The sequence below is a fragment of the Chromobacterium sp. FG89 genome, from assembly GCF_057808735.1.
In genome coordinates this window covers 87994-106644 of record NZ_JBMDIQ010000005.1, presented here as the reverse complement: position 1 = coordinate 106644, position 18651 = coordinate 87994, and the positions used below count along the sequence as shown (strand labels likewise).

Here is an 18651-nt window from a genome sequence, read left to right as displayed (position 1 = left end):
CTAGCTCCCTTTTTATTTTGAGGAGTTTCAGCTTATGCCAGGGTGCTTCAGATTTCACGCTTTGGCCTGTTTGCTGCTGCCGGCATGGGCCGGGGCGATTCAGGTTTCCGATATGACGGCGGCGATGCCGTCCAATAAAGAGACGGTCACGATCCACGCCAGAAACACCGAGCAGCAGGCGTCTTTGCTGTCGGTGAGCGTGACGCAGGTGGACTCTCCGTACGAGGGCGCGCGCGAGCTGAATACGGACGGCGCCAGCCTGCAATTCACGCCGGCGCGGGTGTTGCTGGCGGCGGGGCAGGATCAGGCGGTCCGCTTCATCTACAGCGGCCCCAAGGACGACAGGGAGCGCTATTACAAGGTGACTTGGAAGAACGCCTTGCTGGGCTTGGCGGACGAGGGCGCGGATTCCGAGAAAAGCGGCGACGTCGAGTTTTTGACCGGCATCAGAACCAATCTGCTGGTGCTGCCCAAGCAGCCGCGGTTTGACTACGCCTATCGGCGCGGCCATCTGGAAAACCGGGGCAATGTGTCGTTTCAGGCGATTGCCTACGGGCCGTGCAAGCAAAAGCGGCTGGGCGAGGTCTGCAAGGAGCGCTACTGGATTGGGCCGGGCTACGCGGTGAATTTCAAGACGATAGACAGCAGCCAGGGCCAGGACAAAGTGATGTTGCAGCGGGATGGAAAATTCTTGGACGCGGAGAAAGATGCGCCGCTTGACGACGCATGACGGCGACGAAGGTGGGTGAGGCGAGATGAAGCGTGCGCGGGATATCGTTCTTAAAAACGGGATGGCTTTTTTAAGTGCGCTGCTGTTGGCGGAGACGGCGCTGGCCGCGGCGGCGGATGCCGAGCGGCGGCCCTTGGCGCAGCAAGTGCAGTTAAACAAGCTTGCCTTGTCGGCGGAGATCAAGGATTTGCTGCGCGAAGGCGTGTCCATGCCGCTGGTGGCGCGTTCGGCGCGGCAAGCCTCGGACGAGGGCGTGGTGTCGGCCACGCTGACGGTGAGGCTGCAGGCCGACGGTTCGATGCGGCTGGACAAGGTCAAACCGCTGCTGGCCAACAACAAGAGCGTGTTGAGCCCGTCCGCGGTCCAGGCCTTGCGGCAGGCGACGGGGCGGACGTTTTCGCCGGGCGGGGCCTTGAGTCTGGGCGACGCCGAGCGCCTGCAGCTGGACATGATGGCGATGCGGGTGGACCTGTTTCTGGAGCCGGCCGGTTTCGCCGCCGACGACGCGCATCTGCGGGAGTCCGTGTTGCAGGCGCCGTCCTCGGGCGGGCTGTCCAGCGTGCTCAAGTACGCGTTCAACGGCTATAGCTCGCGCAATCAGGGGCGCGGCCATTCTTCCGGCTATCTCACTTTCGACGACACCACGTCCTTGGGCGTGGACCACGTCAATGTGATGGGCTCCGCCTATCTGGACGATTCGGCGGCGGATCAGTCCGTAACGCTGGACCGCGTCATGTATGAGCGCGATATCGACGGCAAGCGGCTGGCGCTGGGCATGGTGGACGGCTGGAACCTGCAAAGCCTGGGCAATGTGTCCACCTTGAACGGCAGCCGGATGTACGGGTTCTCCTACGGCAACGTCAGCCAGACTCTGAAGCTGGACCCCGGTCAGTCCTTGAATCCCATCGATGTCTATCTGCCGGCCACCGGGGAGGTGCGCGTCAAGCGCGAAGGCCGCTTGTTGAGCACGCAACGGCTGGGCATGGGCAATCACCGGCTGGACACCTCGGCCTTGCAGGCCGGCGTCTACGACGTGGAGGTGGAGATACTGGTGGCCGGCCAGGAGCAGAGCCGCCGCGTGTACCGGATCAACAAGCCGGTGGGCGGCTCCAGTCTGCGCGACGGCTTGAACTGGCAGCTGTGGGGCGGCGCCGGGGAGGCGATGGCCCGCTACGGCGATCAGGGCGCGCCGGAGGACGAGGGCGGGGCTTACCGGCCCTTGTTCGGTGTGTCGGTGGGGGCGCTGTGGCATGAGGTGGACTGGAATCTGACCCTGTATCAAAACGACAAGACCACGGTGCAGGAAGGTTTCGCCTCTTGGCAGCTGTCCAGCGCGCTGCGCGCCAGCGTGCAAAACCTGTTGGCCAGCGACGGCGCCCGGCGCCGGGTGGGCACGCTCAATCTGGCGCTGCCTCGCGGCATCGGCAGCCTGTGGCTGACCAGGGAGCGCGGCGCCAAGGGCCGGCGTCTGAATTTCTACGCCCGGGATTACGATTCGCTGGGCGCCAATTTCAATTTGCACGGCTGGGGCGTGGACGCCGGGTCGATCAACCTCAGTTACGACCGGGACCGGAGCAGCGGCTATCGCTATATGCGCGCCGATTATTCGCGGCAGATGTACAACGGCAAATGGGGCGGCGCTCAGTTGCAGCTCGGCAGCAGCCGCAATCTCAACGGCGGCTCGGTGGATCAGCAGTATTACGCGATGCTGACTTTCAACCTGGCCATGGACGGCAATTTCAGCGTGGGCATGTCGCATCGAGACGGCGGCGACACGCTGGACCTGTCGGCCAGCAAGTCGTTTGAAAACAGCGTGATCGACGATGTGGGCGCCAATGCCAGCATCAGCCGCGAAGGCGCAGGCGGCCAGTCTTCCAGCTTCGGCGCTTACGTTGGCTTCAACGGCCGCTACGGTCAGGGCAATGTGTCGGTGGACGCGGAGCGGGACAGCCGCAGCGCCAGCGTCAATATGCAGGGCGGCCTGGCCTGGGGCGGCGGCGCGGTCGCCGCCGGCGGCGGGCAGGACGAGGCCGGCATCGTCGTCGATGTGCCGGGAGCGCCGGACGGCGCGCTGGAGGCGGTGCTGAACGAGCAAAGCCACAGCTTGCGCCAGGGGCGCAATTGGATCGCGGCGCCGGCCTACAACACTTATCACTTCTATGTGCGCGACGCGGAAAGCGGGCAGGCCAGCTACGAGGTGTCCGACACCGACCATGAGTACACGCTGTACCCGGGCAATGTGGTGCGGGTGACGCCCAAGATCAAACGGATGGTGACGGTGTTCGGTCAGCTGACCGGCGTCGACGGTGCGCCGCTGCGGCATGTCATGGTGCGCAACCATATCGGCCAGGCCCGGACCGACGAGCAGGGCAACTTCGCCATCGACGTGGATCAGCGTTATCCGGAGGTCAGCGTCGAACCCGGCGCGGCGGAACGCTTCCGGGTCAATCTGGATTTGAAGGACGCCGGCGCCACGGCCTGGCTGGGCAAGATCGTCTATGGCCGGGACGCGGACCGGATTTACGCGCCCTTGCGCGAAGACGAAGGCTGAGCCGGCGTGCGCAATCCCCTCATCACCCTATCCCAGCAGGACAGACGGACTGAAATGAAATACTGGATCTCAACTCTGATCTTCATGGCCGGCCTCGGCGCGGGGCTGGCGCAAGCGGCGCCGGCCGGCGTTTCGCAGGCCGCGCCCGGCGCGGGATTTCTCCCGGTGCGGCCCCTTCCGGCGCCGGCCAAGCCGCCGGAACCCTTGGGCAGGCAGGAGTGGCGCAGCCAGCAGGACTTGATCCTGATTGAAGACCGGCTGGCCGGCACTCAGTATCTGAGCACCCTGGGCAGCAGCGGCGGCATCCTGCCCGGCAGCCAGGCCCAGGCCGTTTTCGGCGCGCGCGCGCCGCGCGGCGGCGCCAAGAAAGTGGCCATCTGGTATACCCATCAGCCGGACGCCCAGGTGCGGGAGATCCGCCAGTTGCAGCCGCTGCAGGCTTTCCGCGGCATGGCGGACGCGCACGGCGCGGCCATGGGCCTGAGCGGCGACGGCTTCAGGCCGGCGCAGGGCCGCCAGGTCAACCCGGTGTTGAGCGAACTGGCTTTCGACACCATCGCCAAAGCGGCGCCGGGCGCGTCGCGCGAGCTGTCCTTCGTGGAAACCCTGGCCGGCGGCGGCGAACGCCGCTTTGTGACCCAGCTCAGCAAACGCGCCCATCTGATCCTCAATCCCGCGCCGGCCAATAGCTGCCGCAATGAAACGGTGGACGGCGTCGCCGGCAAGCTGTGCGTGTTGCGGACCATTGCCGGCCAAAGCAATGCCGGCAGCGGCGGCGATCTGATGTTCACGGTGCGCGCCAAGATGCTGGCAACGCCCAAGGCCCGCTTCCGGGTGGGCGGGGAATGGCGGCATATCAACGACAGCGTGCCCATTGCCGCCTTCGCCCGCGCCAGGGCGGTGGAGGTCTTCTTTGTGCCGCCGCCGGCGGAGCAGTTGCAAGCCTTTATGACCGCCCATCCCAAGATCCGGCTGGATAGCTTGGTGGAGGCCGGTTTTTACTCGCGCTCGCGCTTGTTCCGCGGCGACCGCTTCAATCTGCAATTGCCCGCCATGGGCGGGGGCAAGCCGCCGGTCCAGCGGCGCTATTCGCGGCTGGGTCTGTTGTTGATCGACGATCAGTCCAGCGGCCGTCAGTACGTGACCACGGTCAGCGGCAGCCGGGACCAGGCCATTTACGGCGAGCGCCATCCGCAAGACGGCAGCCGCGCCGCCGCCTGGTATCTGGAGGCCGGCGCGAGACCGCCCTTGTTCGCGCTGCAGCAGCTGGGCCGCGCCAGCCCCGCCGGCGGTTTCGCCGGTTTTGCCGACGCTCAGGGCCAGGTGCGGAGCGGCCTCAGCGCCGCCGCGCCCTATCTCAATCCGGTGTTCAGCGAGGCGGCGTTCGCCGCGCTGCTGCACCAGCCGCTGGGCGGGCAACAGCGCTTGACGGTGGAGGGCTTGCGCAGCGGCGGGGAGGCGGTCAGCTACCAATTGAACGCCAGCCAGCAGGCCAGGCTGACCCTGGCCGCGCCGGAGGGGCCGGCTTGCCGGCCGGACACGGTGGACGGCGTGGCCGGCCAGCGCTGCGTGTTGCGGCGGCTGGCGGCGGAGAGCCGCGCGGGCGGCGACATCCGCCTCTTGGTCCGCGCCAAGCGCCCCTTGCCCGGAGGGCGCTTCCGCGCGGGCCGGGAGTGGCGCCGGCTGGGCGAGAACGCGGCCGTTGCCGAATTGAGCGGCGCCCGTGAGCTGGAGCTGTTCCTGCCGGCCGCGTCCGGCTTGCTGCGCGGGCCGTCGGCGCCGGCGGGCGGGCAGGCGCTGTCCTCGCTGGTGGAGGCCTATTTCTATTCCAGCGGCCGCCAGCACCAGGGGGACCGCTTCGCGCTGAGCTTGAGGGACGGCTATTTGCCGGCGCCGCAGGCCAAGGCCGGCGCGCTCAAGCTGCTGACGATAGAGGACGAACCCAGCCAGCAACACTACATCACCACCTTGCAAGCCGAGCCGGGGCAAAGCCTGTACGGCGCGCGGCGACCGCGGGCGGGCCAGCGCGCCGCCACCTGGTATGTGGAGGCGGAGACGGCCAGCGGGCGAAGCGGCGAGCTGCAAGCCAGACAGGCGTTGCCCGCGGCCTTGATCGCCGGTTTCTCCGACCGCCAAGGGCGGGTCAGCGTCGGCCGCGCCATGCGGCAGTCGGGGCAAATCCATCCGGTGTTCAATGAGCGCGCTTTTGCGGAATGGCTGCGTCTGCCCCTGGGCGGCCGCCAGTTGCTGACGCTGGAGGCGGAGCGCGGCGGCCAGCCGGTGACGGTGCGGGCGCAGGCGGAAAAAAGCGCGATGTTGCGCCTGGGCCCGCCGCAGGCCGCTTGCCGTCCGGAGACGGTGGACGGGATGGCGGGACGGGTCTGCGCGCTGCGCTCGGTCGCGGGCGAGTCCCAGGCGCAGAGCGGCGGCGGCGTCCGCTTCAGCGTCCGCGGCCCGCAGATCGCGGCCAAGGCGCGTTTCCGGGTGGGGACGCAGCCTTGGCGCCGGCTGGGCGAGAGCGTGGAAGCGGCGGAGTTCGCCGGCGCCAAGGCGGTGGAGCTGTTTCTGCCCCCGGCCGGGCGCGGCCGCCAGGCGCAGGGGATGGAGGCCGTGTTTTATTCCGGGGAGCGCGACGATGTTCTGGTCTTGCCGCTAGACGCGCCCAAGCCAGAGGCGGCGGGCGGCGAGGTGGACTTCGTCTTTGGCTCCAGTCACGAGGGCATGATGAAAACGGTGCCGGCTTCCATCACTCTGATGCTGAATGAGTCGGTAGTGGCGGACGGGCCGAACGAGATCCGGTTTGCCGGCGTCAGCGACTCGGTATTGGATAAAAAAGCGCATGTGACGTTTTCGCCGGCCATGCTCGGCGACCAAGACATTTCACTGCTCGAGACGCTGAAACTGCCGGTAGGCACCGAGGCGCTGAGTTTCGACTTTAAGCATGCCTGCTTTGAAAAGAATGAAAAGAAGGAGTGCACAATCGATAAGGATTCCGGAACCAAGGCGGTCGGGGTGACCTTCAACGGCCGGGAAGTCGCTCAACCGCCATGGCTCCGCTGGTTTGAGGAGCCCGCGGCGAGAATCAATAACGTTAGCGTCAGCCCGGATAGGGTCAACACCGCTGTGGAGACCGACGTCGAGTTCGTCATCGATATCGCCGATGGGCCTGGCGCGTGGACGCATGACCACAAGCTGGAGTGCGATCTGGGCACTGCCAATAAGTTGTTTGGCGATCCCGACTTTGTTGAGCTCAAGGATAAGAATGGAGATCGTATCAACGACTTGCCCTTGAAGGGCAGCCAAACACTGGAAATTTTGCCCAGCCAATATTCGTTCCCGGTGAAGTTCTCCTTGCGCACCAAGGCTGGGGAAAAACCAGGCCTTGTTAGACTGTCTTGCGAGTACAACTATTCCGGCTGGTCCTATCCCTCGGTGAAGATCATCGAGGAAGACCTGAGTCTGGCCTCGATCGAGGGGCCGGACGAGGGCCGGGTTGGGGAGGATTTGGAATACCGGATCTTCACCGACGGGATCTCCCTTGGAAAGCGCAATCTGACCGTTACCGTGGCGGGCAAGGACGTGCCCTGGGGGCTGGACATCCCCACGCTCCATTTCGGCGAGACCGAGATCAAGCCGCAATGCGGCAAGGATTGCGTATTCACTTTCAAGCCCGCCGAGGGCAATAAGGTGACGCTTCAGCTGGGCATCAAGGGCAAATCGGTCAGCGGCCGCCGTGACGCCTACCATATCGCGGTCAGCCTGGAGGGGGACAAGACCTTGGACAAGGATTTCTCCATTGTGCCGAACTGGGCGCTGGAGTCGCTGGTGTCCAGCGGCGACGTGGCGGCCGGCGCGCCGCTGCGTTACCGGCTGCGCTTGAACGCGCCGGCGGCCCAGGCGCTGACCCTGTGGCTGCGGACCCGGCCTCAGGACGGCCAGGCCGTGGACGATGGCTACGAGGGCGGCCGGGTGACGGTGAAGGACGGGGACAAGGTGCTGGCCGCCGCGCTGAACACCGGCGATTGGGGCGCGGTGACTTTGCCGCAGGGCAGCGAGAGCATGGTGGTGGAGGTGCCGACGCGAAGCTTTGACGATGGCGTCCGCAACACGCGCGCGCTTGAGCTGGGCGCGGCCTTGAGCGAAGACAAGCCGGAGGCGGAACCGCCCGCCGCCAAATACGCCATCGGGCGGATTTATCAGCCCAAGCCCAGTGTTTCGGTATTGCCGGCCAGCGAGGGTTCGAATCGCGGCAGCGGCTGGGTGGGCGCGCCGGACGGCCGGATTCGGCTGGATTATCTGATCCGCGCGCAAATGGCCAACCTGCCGCCGGCGGGCGGGCCGGAGCGCGGCGCGACGCGGCGCTACCTGAGTCAGCGCGGCCTGGGCGCGGTCAAGGCGAGCTTGTCGCTGGACGGCAAGCACGGCGCGAGCCAGCGGGAGGGCATGTGCCGTTTCGCGCTGCAAAGCGATGCGCGGCAAGGGGTGCTGTTCCCGGCCTGGCTCACCTTCGACGCCGACGGCGGCGGCCGGCGCGAGCCGGACAATTGTTCCGGTACGGTAAGCCACGATTTGAGCGCCGGCGCCTGGCTGGACGAGGGCAGCGATCCCGCCCAAGGGCTGGAGAAACGGAAGCTGCCGTTCAGCCTGTGGTTCCAGCTGGACGATCCGGTGTCGCTGCTGACCACCGAGGGTACGCCGTGGTATGGCCGCGCGCTGGGCTCGGGCGCGGTGCGGGTGGACATGAGCCTGGAGCTCGCCCAATAAGCAGGCGGATGCGCGCGGCCGTCTCGGCCCGCGCGTCGGCGGAAGGAAACGAAGATGTTCATGAATATGCGAAAGGCCTTGCCGGCGCTGCTGTGCGCCTTGCCGGCGATGTCGGCCTGGTCCTTGCAGATGGCCCCGGTGATCGAGTTGGACGCCGACCGGAACGAGATGCGGGTGGAGTTGAAAAACGATTCCCGGCAGCCGCACAGCTACCGCATCGTTCTGCGGCCCTTGGCCGGCCTGGAGGCCGGCGCGGGCGAGGACGCCGAACCGGCCACGGTGGACGCGGCGCCGGCGCGTTTGAGCTTGAAGGCCGGCGCCAGCGGCGCGATCAAGCTGCGTTACCGCGGCGCGGCGATGGAGGGGCGGGAGCGCTACTATCGTTTGCAAGTGGTGGAGGACGCGGCGGCCGGCGCGCAGGGCGCGCGCCGGGCCGGGGCTTGGGCGGATTATCCGCTGGCGCTGGGCAGCGTGTTGATTGTCCGGCCGCGCGCGGCCTATCTGGACTTCCATCTGGATCACGGGGTTTTGCGCAATACCGGCAACGCGGCCTTCTGGCTGCTGCAGGACGAGGCCTGCGGCGGCAAAACCGGCAGCACCAAGATACAGGCGCCCGGCAGCGCGGCGCGATTGGCGCCGCTGACGGGGCGCTCGCTGGTGCGGGTGGGCCTGGGCGACGAGATCCGGGTGGTGGTGGATCAGTGCGCGGGCGAGCAGGGCTAAGAGCCTGTTTACGATCTGCCGCGCGTCGGCGATACGGCGTTGAAAACCGCTTCGAAACGCCCATGCGCCGTCCGGCCATTCCGCTTCTTCCGCCGCAAGGCCTTGTCTCGTCCTTGCTTGTGAGGCTTTGAACGGCTTTAGGCGTCGTCCTCGGGCGCTTCTTGCCGCCGCCATTGCGCCAAGGCCTGCTCGAACTCCCGATGCCAGGCCAGCAGCGCTTCCTCCTCCGGGCGCTCGCCTTCCGTCCGCAGCGCGTGCTCCATCCGGGCGGCCAGCCGCGCCAGGGGCTCCGCGCCCACCGTCAGCGCGCCGCCTTTGAGCCGGTGAACATGGTGGAGCATGATGTCCGGCAGCTGGTCGGCGGCGGCTTGCCGGAACTGGAGCAGGTCCTGCCGCGCGCTGCGGCTGTACAGCCGGGCCAGGTCCAGCGCCGAGGTGGGCAGGGCGAGCGGCGGCGGCGCGGCGCCTTCCGTCGTCAACCACAAACGCAATATGTCCTCGATATCCCGCAGGCTGAGCGGCTTGGACAGCATGCCGTCCATGCCGCTGGCGATGCAGCGGTTCTTGTGCGCCAGATCGGTGATCGCGGAGATGGCGATGATGGGGGTGAAGGTCAGATTCCGTTCCGCCTCCAACTGGCGGATGCGCCTGGCGGTTTCGTAGCCGTCGATGCCGGGCAGATTGCAGTCCATCAGGATCATCGCGAAGGCTTCGCCTTGCCGCAGTAGCCGCAAGGCGGTCTGGCCGTCTTCCGCGATGACGGCGTCGCAGCCCAGCTGCGCGAGCTGCCGGCGGATGGCCTGCTGGTTCACCTCCATGTCTTCCACCACCAGCAGGCGTTGCGGCGGCAGGGCGTCGGGCGCGGGTCCGGAGGCGGGGGCCTGCGCGTCGGCGGCGGAGGGTTCGGCGACATCGACATGCAGGACAAAGCTGACGGCGGTGCCCTTGCCCTCGGCGCTCTCCAGCAGAATGCTGCCGCCCATCAGCTCGATCAATTGCTTGCAGATGCTCAGGCCCAGGCCGCTGCCGCCGTAGCGGCGGCTGGTGGAGCGTTCCGCCTGGCTGTAGGCGCGGAAGAGTTTTTCCTGTTGGGCCTTGGCGATGCCGACGCCGGTGTCGCGCACCGTGACCAGAAGCTTCCCGGATTTGGCGCTTTGCAGATTGAACTGCATCAAGAGCGCCACCTCGCCGCGATCGGTGAATTTGATGGCGTTGGACAGCAGATTGGTCATGATCTGACGCATGCGCAACGGGTCCAGGATCAACAGGCGGTTTTCCAGCCCGTCCGCGGCCAGGGTCAGTTCCAGTCCTTTGCGGCTGGCGCTCAGGCGTTGGCTGTCGCTGATCCCTCTGGCCAGTTCCAGCAGATCGGTGGGCAGTGTTTCCAGCGCCAGATGCCGCGCTTCCAGCTTGGCGGTGTCCAGCACATCGTCCAGCAGCTCCAGCAGATTGAGGGCGGAGGAGCCGGCCAGCGCGGCGAGCTCCTGCTGCTGCTTGCTTTGCCGGGTTTGCTGCAGGAGTTCGATGGCGGCGAGTATCGCATTCATCGGCGTTCTGATTTCGTGGCTCATCATGGCGATGAATTTCGACTTCGCCTCCTCGCTGGCCACCGCCCGGCGTTTGGCCCAGCGGGCCTGCGTGAACAGGAAGACCATCACCGACAGCACGCAGATCACCAGCAGGATTTCCGGCAGGTAGTAGCGGCTGATCTGATGCATGGACGGTTTGCCGAAGTCGATGTCGGCGACCCAATCGTCAAAAATCTCGTCGGTCTCGGACGGGCTGAGCTGGAGCAGGGACTTGTCGATGATGGAGCGCAGCTCCGGATATTGCTGCGCCACCTTGATGTTCAGGCCGGTGAACATTTCCGGCATGGTGCCGGAGATTTGCAGGGTTTTGGGGAAGCGTCCCTGCAACACCGGGCGGAACACGATTTCCGCGCCGATGGCGGCGAACACCTTGTCGTCGGCGACGGCCTTCAAGGCCGCCACCGGGTCGTTGATCAGCACCAGTTGCAGATAAGGGTAGTGCGCGCGCAGATACTGCTCATAACCGCCCCCGCCCTTGACCGCGACGGCCTTGCGTTCCAGTTGGGACGGGTTGAACAAGCCTTCGGCGCCGGCCTTGGTGATGATGATGGTGGCGGTGGAGGCGTAGGGCTGGCTATTCAGCAGCGGTATGCCATATTCCTTGGGAATCAGCTGCGTCGCGCCCATGGTGGCCAGATAGATCTGCCCGCTTTTCAACTTGCCTATCATGTCCTGGGTGTTCGCCGCGGCGACTAATTGAAACCGCAGGCCGCTCTTTTGGGCAATGGCTTTCAGGTAGGCGCAGCTCAGCCCCTTGTGGCTGCCGTTTTCAATATATTCCAGCGGCCAGTAGGGATCGATGGAATAGTAGATGGTGGGGTGCTGTTTGATCCAGGCGATTTCTTCCGCGGTATAGGACGGCGGCTCCGCCTGACTGGCCGCGCTGGATGCGCCCAGCCAGATAATAAACAGCGCGGACCAGAGCAGGGCGTGAAACGCGGTATTAAGGAGCGGGCGCAGGGGCGGGGCGGCAAAGGGGAGAATAGATTGCTTAGCTGTATTGTTTGCCATGCGGTCGCCGTCTTTGCTGTGTTTTCTTGGGCATTATAGTCGGTCCGGCCGTTTTGGCGATGCGGCGTTCTGGAAGGCGGTTAATTGCATGCGGCTTATTTTACCTGGGAAATAAGCGCTTAGCGAACGCCCGGCTTTGAGAATGGTCTTGTTGACGCCGATTTGTCCGGGCATTTAGCATTTTTTATCAATCCGGCGCGCAAGCGCGTTTGCGCGCGCAGAGTATGTTTTTGTATTTTGATCTTTTGAGAAATATTTATTTTGCTTGATTTTATTGCATGATATTGGTGTCCGGCGTCTTATTGTTTTGCCTTGTTTTATCATGGGTCAAAGTTGGCGCTTGAAATATTGCGACGGGTTTTGAAAGAGAGAGGGGCCGGCTGCGGCGCGCTGACGGCGCATGCTATATTGGGACGTGCTTTTCAAAGAGCGGGAGTTTGAATTGATGCTGAAGTGATTTTTATCGCCATGGAGGAGGAATGAAGAAAAGAAAAATCAAAGTGATGTTATTGGACGACCACGAGGTGGTCAGACAGGGTTTGGGCTTTAGATTGTCGCAGGAGGGCGATATCGTCTTGGCGGGCAGCTTCGGCGACAGCCGCTCTTTTCTGGCGGCCTTGAATCATGAGCGGCCGGACGTGCTGGTGCTGGATTACGCGCTGCAGCCTCAGGACATGGACGGTTTGAACCTGATCCGCGCCATCCGCGCGCGTTTTCCCGAGGTGGTGATCCTGATCATGTCCTCTTATTACAACACGGCCACGGTGTCCCTGGCTTTGAGGGCCGGCGCGCGCGGCTTCGTCGGCAAACAGCAGGACCTGGACGAGCTGGTGCGGGCGGTCCGGGTGGCGGCGTCCGGGCGCGTGTATCTGACCGCGGAAATGGCGCTGGAATTGGCGCAGGCCCAGCAGGCGGACAGCGTGCCCGCCGACAGTTCCACGCATGCGCCGGACGCGATGGACCGGGTGGTCCGCCTGTCCGCCTTGTCGCCGCGGGAGCTGGAGGTGCTGCGCTGTTTTCTGGAAGGCATGACGGTCAGCGAAATCGCGGACAAGTTCTCCAAAAGCATCAAGACCATCAGCGGTCAGAAACAGGCCGCGATCAAGAAGCTGGGTCTGAAGTCGGACCACGAGCTGTATTTCATCAAGGACGAAATCCAATAGACGGGCGGGCTGGGCGCCCGCCCTTCGTCGCGGCCCGGCCGCGCTCACTCCCGCCCGGCCGCGCCGTAGCGCGCGTCCAGTTCGTCGTAGAGCGGCTTGTTGACCAGGCGCTGACGTTCGGCGAACGGGGCCACCAACTGCGGGTCTTCTTGCAGAATGCCGTCGCGGGACAGCGCGCCCAGCGCCCGCTGCATGCCGAGCACCGCGCCTTGCAGCGCGGCGTTGGCGTACAGCACCAGACCGTAGCCCAATTCTTTCAGATCGGCGGCGCTGAGCGCCGGGGTCTTGCCGCCGATGACGATATTCATCAGCAAGGGGCGGTCGAACAGCGCCGGCAGCCGGCGGATGTCGTCCAGCTCGCGCACCGCTTCGATGAACAGCACGTCGGCGCCGGCCTCGGCGTAGCGGCCGGCGCGTTCGATGGCGGCGTCTATGCCGTCCACCGCGCAGGCGTCGGTGCGGGCGATGATCAGCAGGTTCTCATCCTGGCGCGCGTCCGCCGCCGCCTGAAGCTTGCCGCACATTTCGGCGGCGCTGATCAGGCTCTGGCCGGCGAAATGGCCGCATTTCTTGGGCAGGACCTGGTCTTCCAGCTGGATGGCGTCGGCGCCGGCGCGTTCCAGCACGCGCACGGTGCGGCGCACGTTGAGCGCGTTGCCGAAGCCGGTGTCGGCGTCGACGATGATGGGGATGGACACCGCGTCGCGGATGGCGGCGGTCTGGTCCGCCACTTCCTTCAGGCCGACGAAGCCCAGGTCGGGCAGACCCAGCTGCATATTGGTCAGTCCGGCGCCGGTCAGATAGAGGGCGCCGAAGCCGAGGTCTTCGACGAGGCGCGCGCTGAGGGCGTTGTAGGCGCCGGGCACCAGCAGGCCGGAGCGGCTTGCTATCAGGCTGCGCAGGACGTGTTTGCTGTTTTGCGTCATGTTTGCGGTTCCAGAGGGGCTAGGGGATGGGTTTGATGGTAGCGGCCGCGCCAGTAGACCAGCGGCTGGCGCGCGGGGTCGTGATGGGTTTCCAGCACCTCGCCGATGAAGATCAGGTGGTCGCCTTCTTCGTAATGGCTTTTGCGGCGGCAGGCCAGCCAGGCGACGGCGCCGTCGATCAGCGGCGCGCCGTGGCGCCGCAGCGTGAACTGGGCGCGCTTGCGCTCGTCGAGATCGGGGCCGGCGAACAGCCGGCACAGGTCCAGTTGTTGCCGGCTCAGCACCTGGATGCCAAAGCGATCGGCGGAGAGAAAGCTGGCGGCGGCGCGCGATTGCCGGCGCAGACACCACAGGATCAGCGGCGGCTCCAGGGACAGCGCGCTGAAGGCGTTGATGGTCAGCCCCAGCGGGCCGCGCTCGGGGTCCAGGACGGAGGCGACGGCGACGCCGGTGGCGAAGCTGCCCAGGGTTTGGCGCAGGGCCTGCTGGTCTTGGCCCATCGTCAGACGGCGATGGTGTAGCCGAAATCGATTTCGCTGGCGGCCTGGCCGCCGCGCATGCCCCAGTTGTCGGCGGCTTCTTCGCGCAGCAGGATCAGCACCGAGGCGGGCGCGATGTTCAGCAGCGCGGCCAGATCCGCGGCCAGCTTGGCGTAGAGCTTTTTCTTGGTTTCCGGCTTGCGGCCGGCGAAGACGGTGATTTCGATGTGCAGGTAGTCCGGATCGCCGCCCGGCGGCAGCAGGTCTTCCGGCGCGTAGCGCTGGTAGCGCGCTTGCAGCTCTTCGTTGCTGACGCCGAACACGGCGCGCAGCGCGTCGTAGACGCAGTGGACGATGGCTTGGCGTTGGGCCGGCGTGCGCGCGGCGGCGTCTTCGATTCTGACTATTGGCATAGGGGGCTCATTTCGATGGCGGTGGCGGCGGCGAAGGAGGCGGATTGCATTTCGGCGAGCCGGCTCAGCGTGCGGTGGGTGTCCGCCGACAGCGTGATTTCGCGCAACATGGTTTCGATCGGGCGTTCCGAGATCAGCAGCAGGCGCTGGCGGCGGTCGTAGAGCACGTCCACCAGCCAGATGAAGCGGCGCAGGCCGTCCGCCTTGTTCAGCTGCGCCTGGACGATGTCGGAGACGACCACGGTGTGCCAGCGTTCCGACATTTCCAGGTAATCCAGATGCGAGCGCGGGCCCAGGCAGAGGGTTTCGAAATCGAACCAGACGCAGTCCGGGCTATGCGCCCGCGCGGGCAGCGGCCGGCCGGACAGGGAGACGGCGGCGGCGGGGCCGACGGTCCGGCCCTGTTCTTGCAGCAGCCGGCGCAGGTGTTGTTCCGTGTCCGCGCCGCAGGGGTGCAGATAGTGTTCGCCGGCGGCGGCTTCGCGGTAGCGGTAGTCGCGCTCGCCGTCCAGGTGCAGCACTTGCATATGGCGCTGGATCAGCGCGATCACCCGCAGCGCGTAACGGTGCAGCTGCGGGTCCGGCAGCAGTTGTTCCGGCGCGTAGTTGGAGGTCAGGATCACCCGCACCCGCTCTTCCAGCAGCACGGTCAGGAAGCGCTCCATCAGGATGGCGTCGGCGATGTCGTGCAGATGGAATTCGTCCAGGCAGAACAAACGGCTTTGCGCGGCGACGCGCCGCGCCAGCGCCGGCAGGTAGTTGGCTTGTTCGCCGCCGGCCTGGGCCAGGCCGCGGTGCAGATCGCGCAGGAACTGGTGGTAATGAATGCGCTGCGCCGGCTCGGCGGACAAGGCGAACAGGCCGTCCATCAGCATGGTCTTGCCGCGGCCGGGCTCGCCCCATAGATAGGCGCCGGTTTGCGGCGCCGGCCGGCGCAGCGGCCAGGCGGGGCCGGGCCGCGCCTGGAGGCGCAGCGCGTCCAGCGCGTCGGCGGCGCGGCGCTGGCCGGGGTCCAGCACGACGCCCTGATCGATGAAGCGCCGGCTCAGGGCGGAGGGTTCAGCCATGCGCCGGCTCCGCGGTTTCGGCGAAGCGCAGCAAGGCGTCCAGCAGCGCGCGCTCGCCGGCTTCGTCGTGGCGCAGCAGATGGTCCAGCGCCGCTTGCTGGTCTTCCGGTTTTTTATCCTGCGATAGCTTGAAGCGGCCTTCCTCGCGCAGCACATGGACGCGCAGGCCGAGGATGTGCGGCGCGTTGGCGATCACCCGGGGATCGGCGGCCTCGTACTGGAACGGCGCTTGCGGCGGCTGCAGCCGCTCGCAGGTGTCGCTCAGCGCGCGGCGGGCGGATTCCAGGTCGTCCAGCACTTCGATTTCGACGTCCATATGCACGGCGACGTAGTTCCAGGTGGGCAGCAGCCGGCTGCGGTAGGCTTCCGGCGGGATATAGCTTTGCGGGCCCATGAACACCAGATGCGCGGGAAAGCGGCCGCGGCCCTGAAATTGGGGGTTGCGGCGGTCGACGTGGCCGAACAGGCTGCGGTCCGCGACGCGGAACAGCGGGATGTGGCTGGCGTGCAGCCGGCCCTGGTGTTCGCTGCTGATCAGCGCCAGCGGGTAGCGGGCGATCATCCGGTCTATCAGCTCGGGGCGGCTACAGCAGTATTCCTGGTAATGGAAGGCGCATGAACTCACTGGAGGGTGTCCTTTTGCGTAGGCGCTTCGGTCTGCGCGAGCCGGGCGCGCCGGCGGCGGTCGTGGGCGATGGCTGTTTCGGCCATCCACTTTAGCAGCGCGCGGCCGCGCAGCGGTCGCGAGTTGAAGGGCAAGAGGGCCGGGCCGGCCCCTATCAGCTGGCGCGCCAGGGTTCGGCCCAGCATGAAGGACAGCGCCAGGCCGCGGCCGTTGCAGCCGGTCCAGGCCAGGACGCCGTCGCCGACGCGGCGTAGGCTGGGCAGGCCGGACGGGGTGAGGCCGACCTGACCGGCCCATAGCCGCGGCGCGGCGTCGAGCTCCAGCCCGAAGACGGCGCGGACGCGCTGGCGCAAGGCGGCGGCGTATTGCTCCGCTTCGGCGTCGGCGCGCAGCGCGAACAGGCCGGTCAGCAATTGGCCTTCCGGCATTTTGCGGAAAAACCACATGTCGCGGCGGTTGTCGGAGAAGGGGATGTCGGCGGGCAGCACCCGCGCCTGTTGTTCCGGGCTCAGTTCGAACTGTCCGAGCGCCAGCGTCAGCGGCACGCTGTGGCGGGCGACTTCGGCGACGCCGTCGCGGCTGTAGGCGTTGCCCGCCATCAGCACGCGGCCGGCGCGCAGGCTGCCGCGCGGGGTGCGGATCACGTGCATGCCGTCGCGCGGGCTGCCTTCCACCAGCTTGGCCGGGCAGCGCTCCAGCAGCACCACGCCGCGCCGGCGGCAGCGTTCGGCCAGGCCGCGCGCCAGCGCCAGCGGGTCGATCTGGCCGCCGTCTTCGAACAGCAGGCCGCCGTGGTAGCCGGCGGCGGCGGTCAGGGCTTGCGCCTGCTCGGCGTCCAGCGCGCGGGCGCGCACGCCCAGCCTGCGCCAGGCCAGCGCGGCGGCCGGCGCGGAGCCGGGGGCGGCGAACAACTGCATCCAGCCTTTGCGCACCGGGCTGGCTTCGGGCAGCGCCAGCAGTTCGGCCGCGGCCTCGCTCAGGCCGGCCAGATAGCCGTCGGCCTGCGGCCCCAGCCAGGCGCGCAGTTCCGGCGGGCCGCAGCGCGCGGGCACCGGCACCACGAAGCCGGAGTTGCGGCCGGTGGCGCCGCCGCCGACGGCGTCGGCCTCCAGCACCACCACCGAGCAGCCGGCCTCGGCGGCGGCCAGCGCCGCCGACAGCCCGGTGAGGCCGGCGCCTATCACCGCCAGTTCGCAACTGACCGGCAGTGCGTCGGCCTTGGCCGCCAGCAGCCGCGGCGCGCGCGCCTGCCAGCCGCTGGCGGCGCTCAGCAAGGCCTCAAGCGCGGGCGCCGTCATGCCGCGATCCTTGTTCCAGCCGCGCCGTCAGCGATTGCACGATGGCCTGCGAGCGCAGCGCCAGCAGGCTGAAGGAGCCGGCGTCGCCCATGCCGTGCGAGGATTCGCACAGGCCGTTCAGGTAGAGCGGCGCGCCGCGGTCGGCCTCGCCCTGCAGGCGCACGCGGTAGTCCAGCGCGATGTCCACGGTGTCGCGCTCGGCGCACAGCTGCGGCGCCAGCGTTTCCAATACGCGCGGCCAGGGTTCGCGCTTGGGGCCGCGCCCCAGGTCCAGGAAGCCGGTGGCCAAGATCACCAGGTCCACGGTTTCGCTGACGATTTCTCCGCCCAGGAAGTGGCGCAGCCGCAGGGTGACGCCGTCGGCGCCGGGTTCGCAGGCCTCGGTGTCCATGCAGGTGAGCAGGGCCAGGCTGTCCTTGTCTTGCAGCCGGTTGGCGTATTGCTTGACGTAGAGCTGGTTGAGCACGTCGATGTCGGCGGCCGAATAATTGGTGAACACCAGTTCTTGGCGCAGCCGGGTCTTGTGTTCCGGGCTGGCGGCGAAGAAGGCGTCGACGAAGGCGGGGAAATACACCTCGTCGGAGAAGGGGCTGGTGTCTTTCTGACGGTAGCCGAAGTTGCGGGTGACGCCGACTACCCGCGTCAGCGCCGGCTCGGCGCTGGCGTGCAGCAGGATTTCCACCGCGCTCTGGCTGCCGCCTATCACCGCCACCCGTCCGCCGCCCTTGGCTTTCAATCGTTCCAGCGCCGGCAGGTAGTGGTTGAGGTGGACCACGCGCGGGTCCGGCGCGCGCTGGAACGGTTCCGGGATGTTGGGGGTGCGGCCCGGCGCCAGCACCACGCTGAGCGCCAGGTATTCGCGGCCGTCGGCGCAGAGCACGCGGTAATGGCTGAGCGCGCCGTCGCTGTCGCTGACCGGCAGGATGTCGATGACTTCGCGCTGGTATTCCACCAGGTGCTGGAAGCAGCCGGCGGCCCAGCTGACGTATTGCGCGTACTCCAGCCGCAGCGGGTAGTGCAGCGGCAGGTTCAGGTGCTCGTAGAGCCGGTTGTGCTCGTGCAGGAAGTTGGTGAAGGTGTAGCGGCTGCGCGGGTTGCGCGGGGTGACCAGGTCGCGCAGCGGGTGGTTCTGGATGTCCGAGCCTTCCAGCAGCATGCCGGGCTGCCAGGCGGCGGAGGGCCGCCGCTCGAGGAAGCGCACGGACAGCTGCGGCGCCAGTTCTTCCAGCGCGATGGCCAGCGCGATATTGGCGGGGCCGAAGCCGATGCCGATGATGTCGTGTACGGTGTGCGTCATGCTGTCGCTCCAGGG

13 protein-coding genes are annotated in these 18651 nt (G+C 66.8%); 5 read left to right on the top strand and 8 right to left on the bottom strand.

All coding sequences use genetic code 11. The features are described from left to right. The first annotated feature begins 34 nt into the window (after positions 1-34). From ACODRW_RS06705 to ACODRW_RS06690, 4 genes are all read left to right on the top strand, one after another. Entirely contained in the window at positions 35-730 is a 696-nt protein-coding gene (locus tag ACODRW_RS06705) for an EcpB family pilus assembly chaperone (protein WP_488905411.1), read from the top strand. A gap of 61 nt (positions 731-791) precedes the next feature. Next, a complete protein-coding gene (locus tag ACODRW_RS06700; RefSeq protein ID WP_488905410.1) occupies positions 792-3281 on the top strand; it encodes a CS1-pili formation C-terminal domain-containing protein in 2490 nt (829 codons plus the stop codon). A 54-nt stretch (positions 3282-3335) separates the two neighbouring features. Then, entirely contained in the window at positions 3336-8045 is a 4710-nt protein-coding gene (locus ACODRW_RS06695; protein WP_488905409.1) for a hypothetical protein, read from the top strand. 60 nt (positions 8046-8105) lie between these two features. Continuing rightward, positions 8106-8768 (top strand): fimbria/pilus periplasmic chaperone, encoded by a 663-nt coding sequence (locus ACODRW_RS06690; RefSeq protein WP_488905408.1) that lies wholly within the window; start codon positions 8106-8108, stop codon positions 8766-8768. 137 nt (positions 8769-8905) lie between these two features. On the opposite strand, the gene ACODRW_RS06685 is transcribed toward ACODRW_RS06690, so the two are convergent. Then, a complete protein-coding gene (locus tag ACODRW_RS06685) occupies positions 8906-11368 on the bottom strand; it encodes an ATP-binding protein (protein ID WP_488905407.1) in 2463 nt (820 codons plus the stop codon). Positions 11369-11847: 479 nt separating this feature from the next. Between ACODRW_RS06685 and ACODRW_RS06680 the strand changes: the two genes are divergently transcribed. Continuing rightward, a complete protein-coding gene (locus ACODRW_RS06680; protein WP_107800888.1) occupies positions 11848-12531 on the top strand; it encodes a response regulator transcription factor in 684 nt (227 codons plus the stop codon). Between the two features lie 44 nt (positions 12532-12575). Here ACODRW_RS06680 and ACODRW_RS06675 read toward each other — a convergent pair whose 3' ends face one another. The 7 genes from ACODRW_RS06675 to ACODRW_RS06645 are packed head-to-tail and all read right to left on the bottom strand — an operon-like array spanning position 12576 to position 18636. Beyond that, positions 12576-13457 (bottom strand): isocitrate lyase/PEP mutase family protein, encoded by an 882-nt coding sequence (locus tag ACODRW_RS06675; protein WP_235085959.1) that lies wholly within the window; start codon positions 13455-13457, stop codon positions 12576-12578. Further along, a complete protein-coding gene (locus ACODRW_RS06670; RefSeq protein ID WP_488905406.1) occupies positions 13454-13957 on the bottom strand; it encodes a flavin reductase family protein in 504 nt (167 codons plus the stop codon). The genes ACODRW_RS06675 and ACODRW_RS06670 overlap by 4 nt, the downstream gene beginning before the upstream one ends. A gap of 2 nt (positions 13958-13959) precedes the next feature. Continuing rightward, entirely contained in the window at positions 13960-14349 is a 390-nt protein-coding gene (locus tag ACODRW_RS06665) for a tautomerase family protein (protein WP_488905405.1), read from the bottom strand. Further along, positions 14340-15416, bottom strand: a complete 1077-nt coding sequence (gene zapE / locus ACODRW_RS06660) for a cell division protein ZapE (RefSeq protein WP_488876591.1) — start codon at positions 15414-15416, stop codon at positions 14340-14342. Before zapE ends, ACODRW_RS06665 begins: the two co-directional genes overlap by 10 nt. Beyond that, positions 15409-16041, bottom strand: coding sequence for an FMN-binding negative transcriptional regulator (locus ACODRW_RS06655; protein ID WP_488905404.1), 633 nt, complete (start codon positions 16039-16041; stop codon positions 15409-15411). The genes zapE and ACODRW_RS06655 overlap by 8 nt, the downstream gene beginning before the upstream one ends. Then, positions 16038-17339 (bottom strand): NAD(P)/FAD-dependent oxidoreductase, encoded by a 1302-nt coding sequence (locus tag ACODRW_RS06650; protein WP_488905403.1) that lies wholly within the window; start codon positions 17337-17339, stop codon positions 16038-16040. Before ACODRW_RS06650 ends, ACODRW_RS06655 begins: the two co-directional genes overlap by 4 nt. Further along, a complete protein-coding gene (locus tag ACODRW_RS06645; protein WP_107800881.1) occupies positions 17320-18636 on the bottom strand; it encodes a lysine N(6)-hydroxylase/L-ornithine N(5)-oxygenase family protein in 1317 nt (438 codons plus the stop codon). Before ACODRW_RS06645 ends, ACODRW_RS06650 begins: the two co-directional genes overlap by 20 nt. Between the last annotated feature and the right edge of the window lie 15 nt (positions 18637-18651).

Excerpts from the sequence above, each read along its gene's own strand:
- ACODRW_RS06705 (WP_488905411.1), top strand. The coding sequence starts at position 35 with ATGCCAGGGTGCTTCAGATTTCACGCTTTGGCCTGTTTGCTGCTGCCG.
- ACODRW_RS06695 (WP_488905409.1), top strand. The coding sequence starts at position 3,336 with ATGAAATACTGGATCTCAACTCTGATCTTCATGGCCGGCCTCGGCGCG.
- ACODRW_RS06675 (WP_235085959.1), bottom strand. The coding sequence starts at position 13,457 with ATGACGCAAAACAGCAAACACGTCCTGCGCAGCCTGATAGCAAGCCGC.
- ACODRW_RS06685 (WP_488905407.1), bottom strand. The coding sequence starts at position 11,368 with ATGGCAAACAATACAGCTAAGCAATCTATTCTCCCCTTTGCCGCCCCG.
- ACODRW_RS06665 (WP_488905405.1), bottom strand. The coding sequence starts at position 14,349 with ATGCCAATAGTCAGAATCGAAGACGCCGCCGCGCGCACGCCGGCCCAA.
- ACODRW_RS06680 (WP_107800888.1), top strand. The coding sequence starts at position 11,848 with ATGAAGAAAAGAAAAATCAAAGTGATGTTATTGGACGACCACGAGGTG.
- ACODRW_RS06645 (WP_107800881.1), bottom strand. The coding sequence starts at position 18,636 with ATGACGCACACCGTACACGACATCATCGGCATCGGCTTCGGCCCCGCC.
- zapE (WP_488876591.1), bottom strand. The coding sequence starts at position 15,416 with ATGGCTGAACCCTCCGCCCTGAGCCGGCGCTTCATCGATCAGGGCGTC.
- ACODRW_RS06690 (WP_488905408.1), top strand. The coding sequence starts at position 8,106 with ATGAATATGCGAAAGGCCTTGCCGGCGCTGCTGTGCGCCTTGCCGGCG.
- ACODRW_RS06650 (WP_488905403.1), bottom strand. The coding sequence starts at position 17,339 with ATGACGGCGCCCGCGCTTGAGGCCTTGCTGAGCGCCGCCAGCGGCTGG.
- ACODRW_RS06670 (WP_488905406.1), bottom strand. The coding sequence starts at position 13,957 with ATGGGCCAAGACCAGCAGGCCCTGCGCCAAACCCTGGGCAGCTTCGCC.
- ACODRW_RS06700 (WP_488905410.1), top strand. The coding sequence starts at position 792 with ATGGCTTTTTTAAGTGCGCTGCTGTTGGCGGAGACGGCGCTGGCCGCG.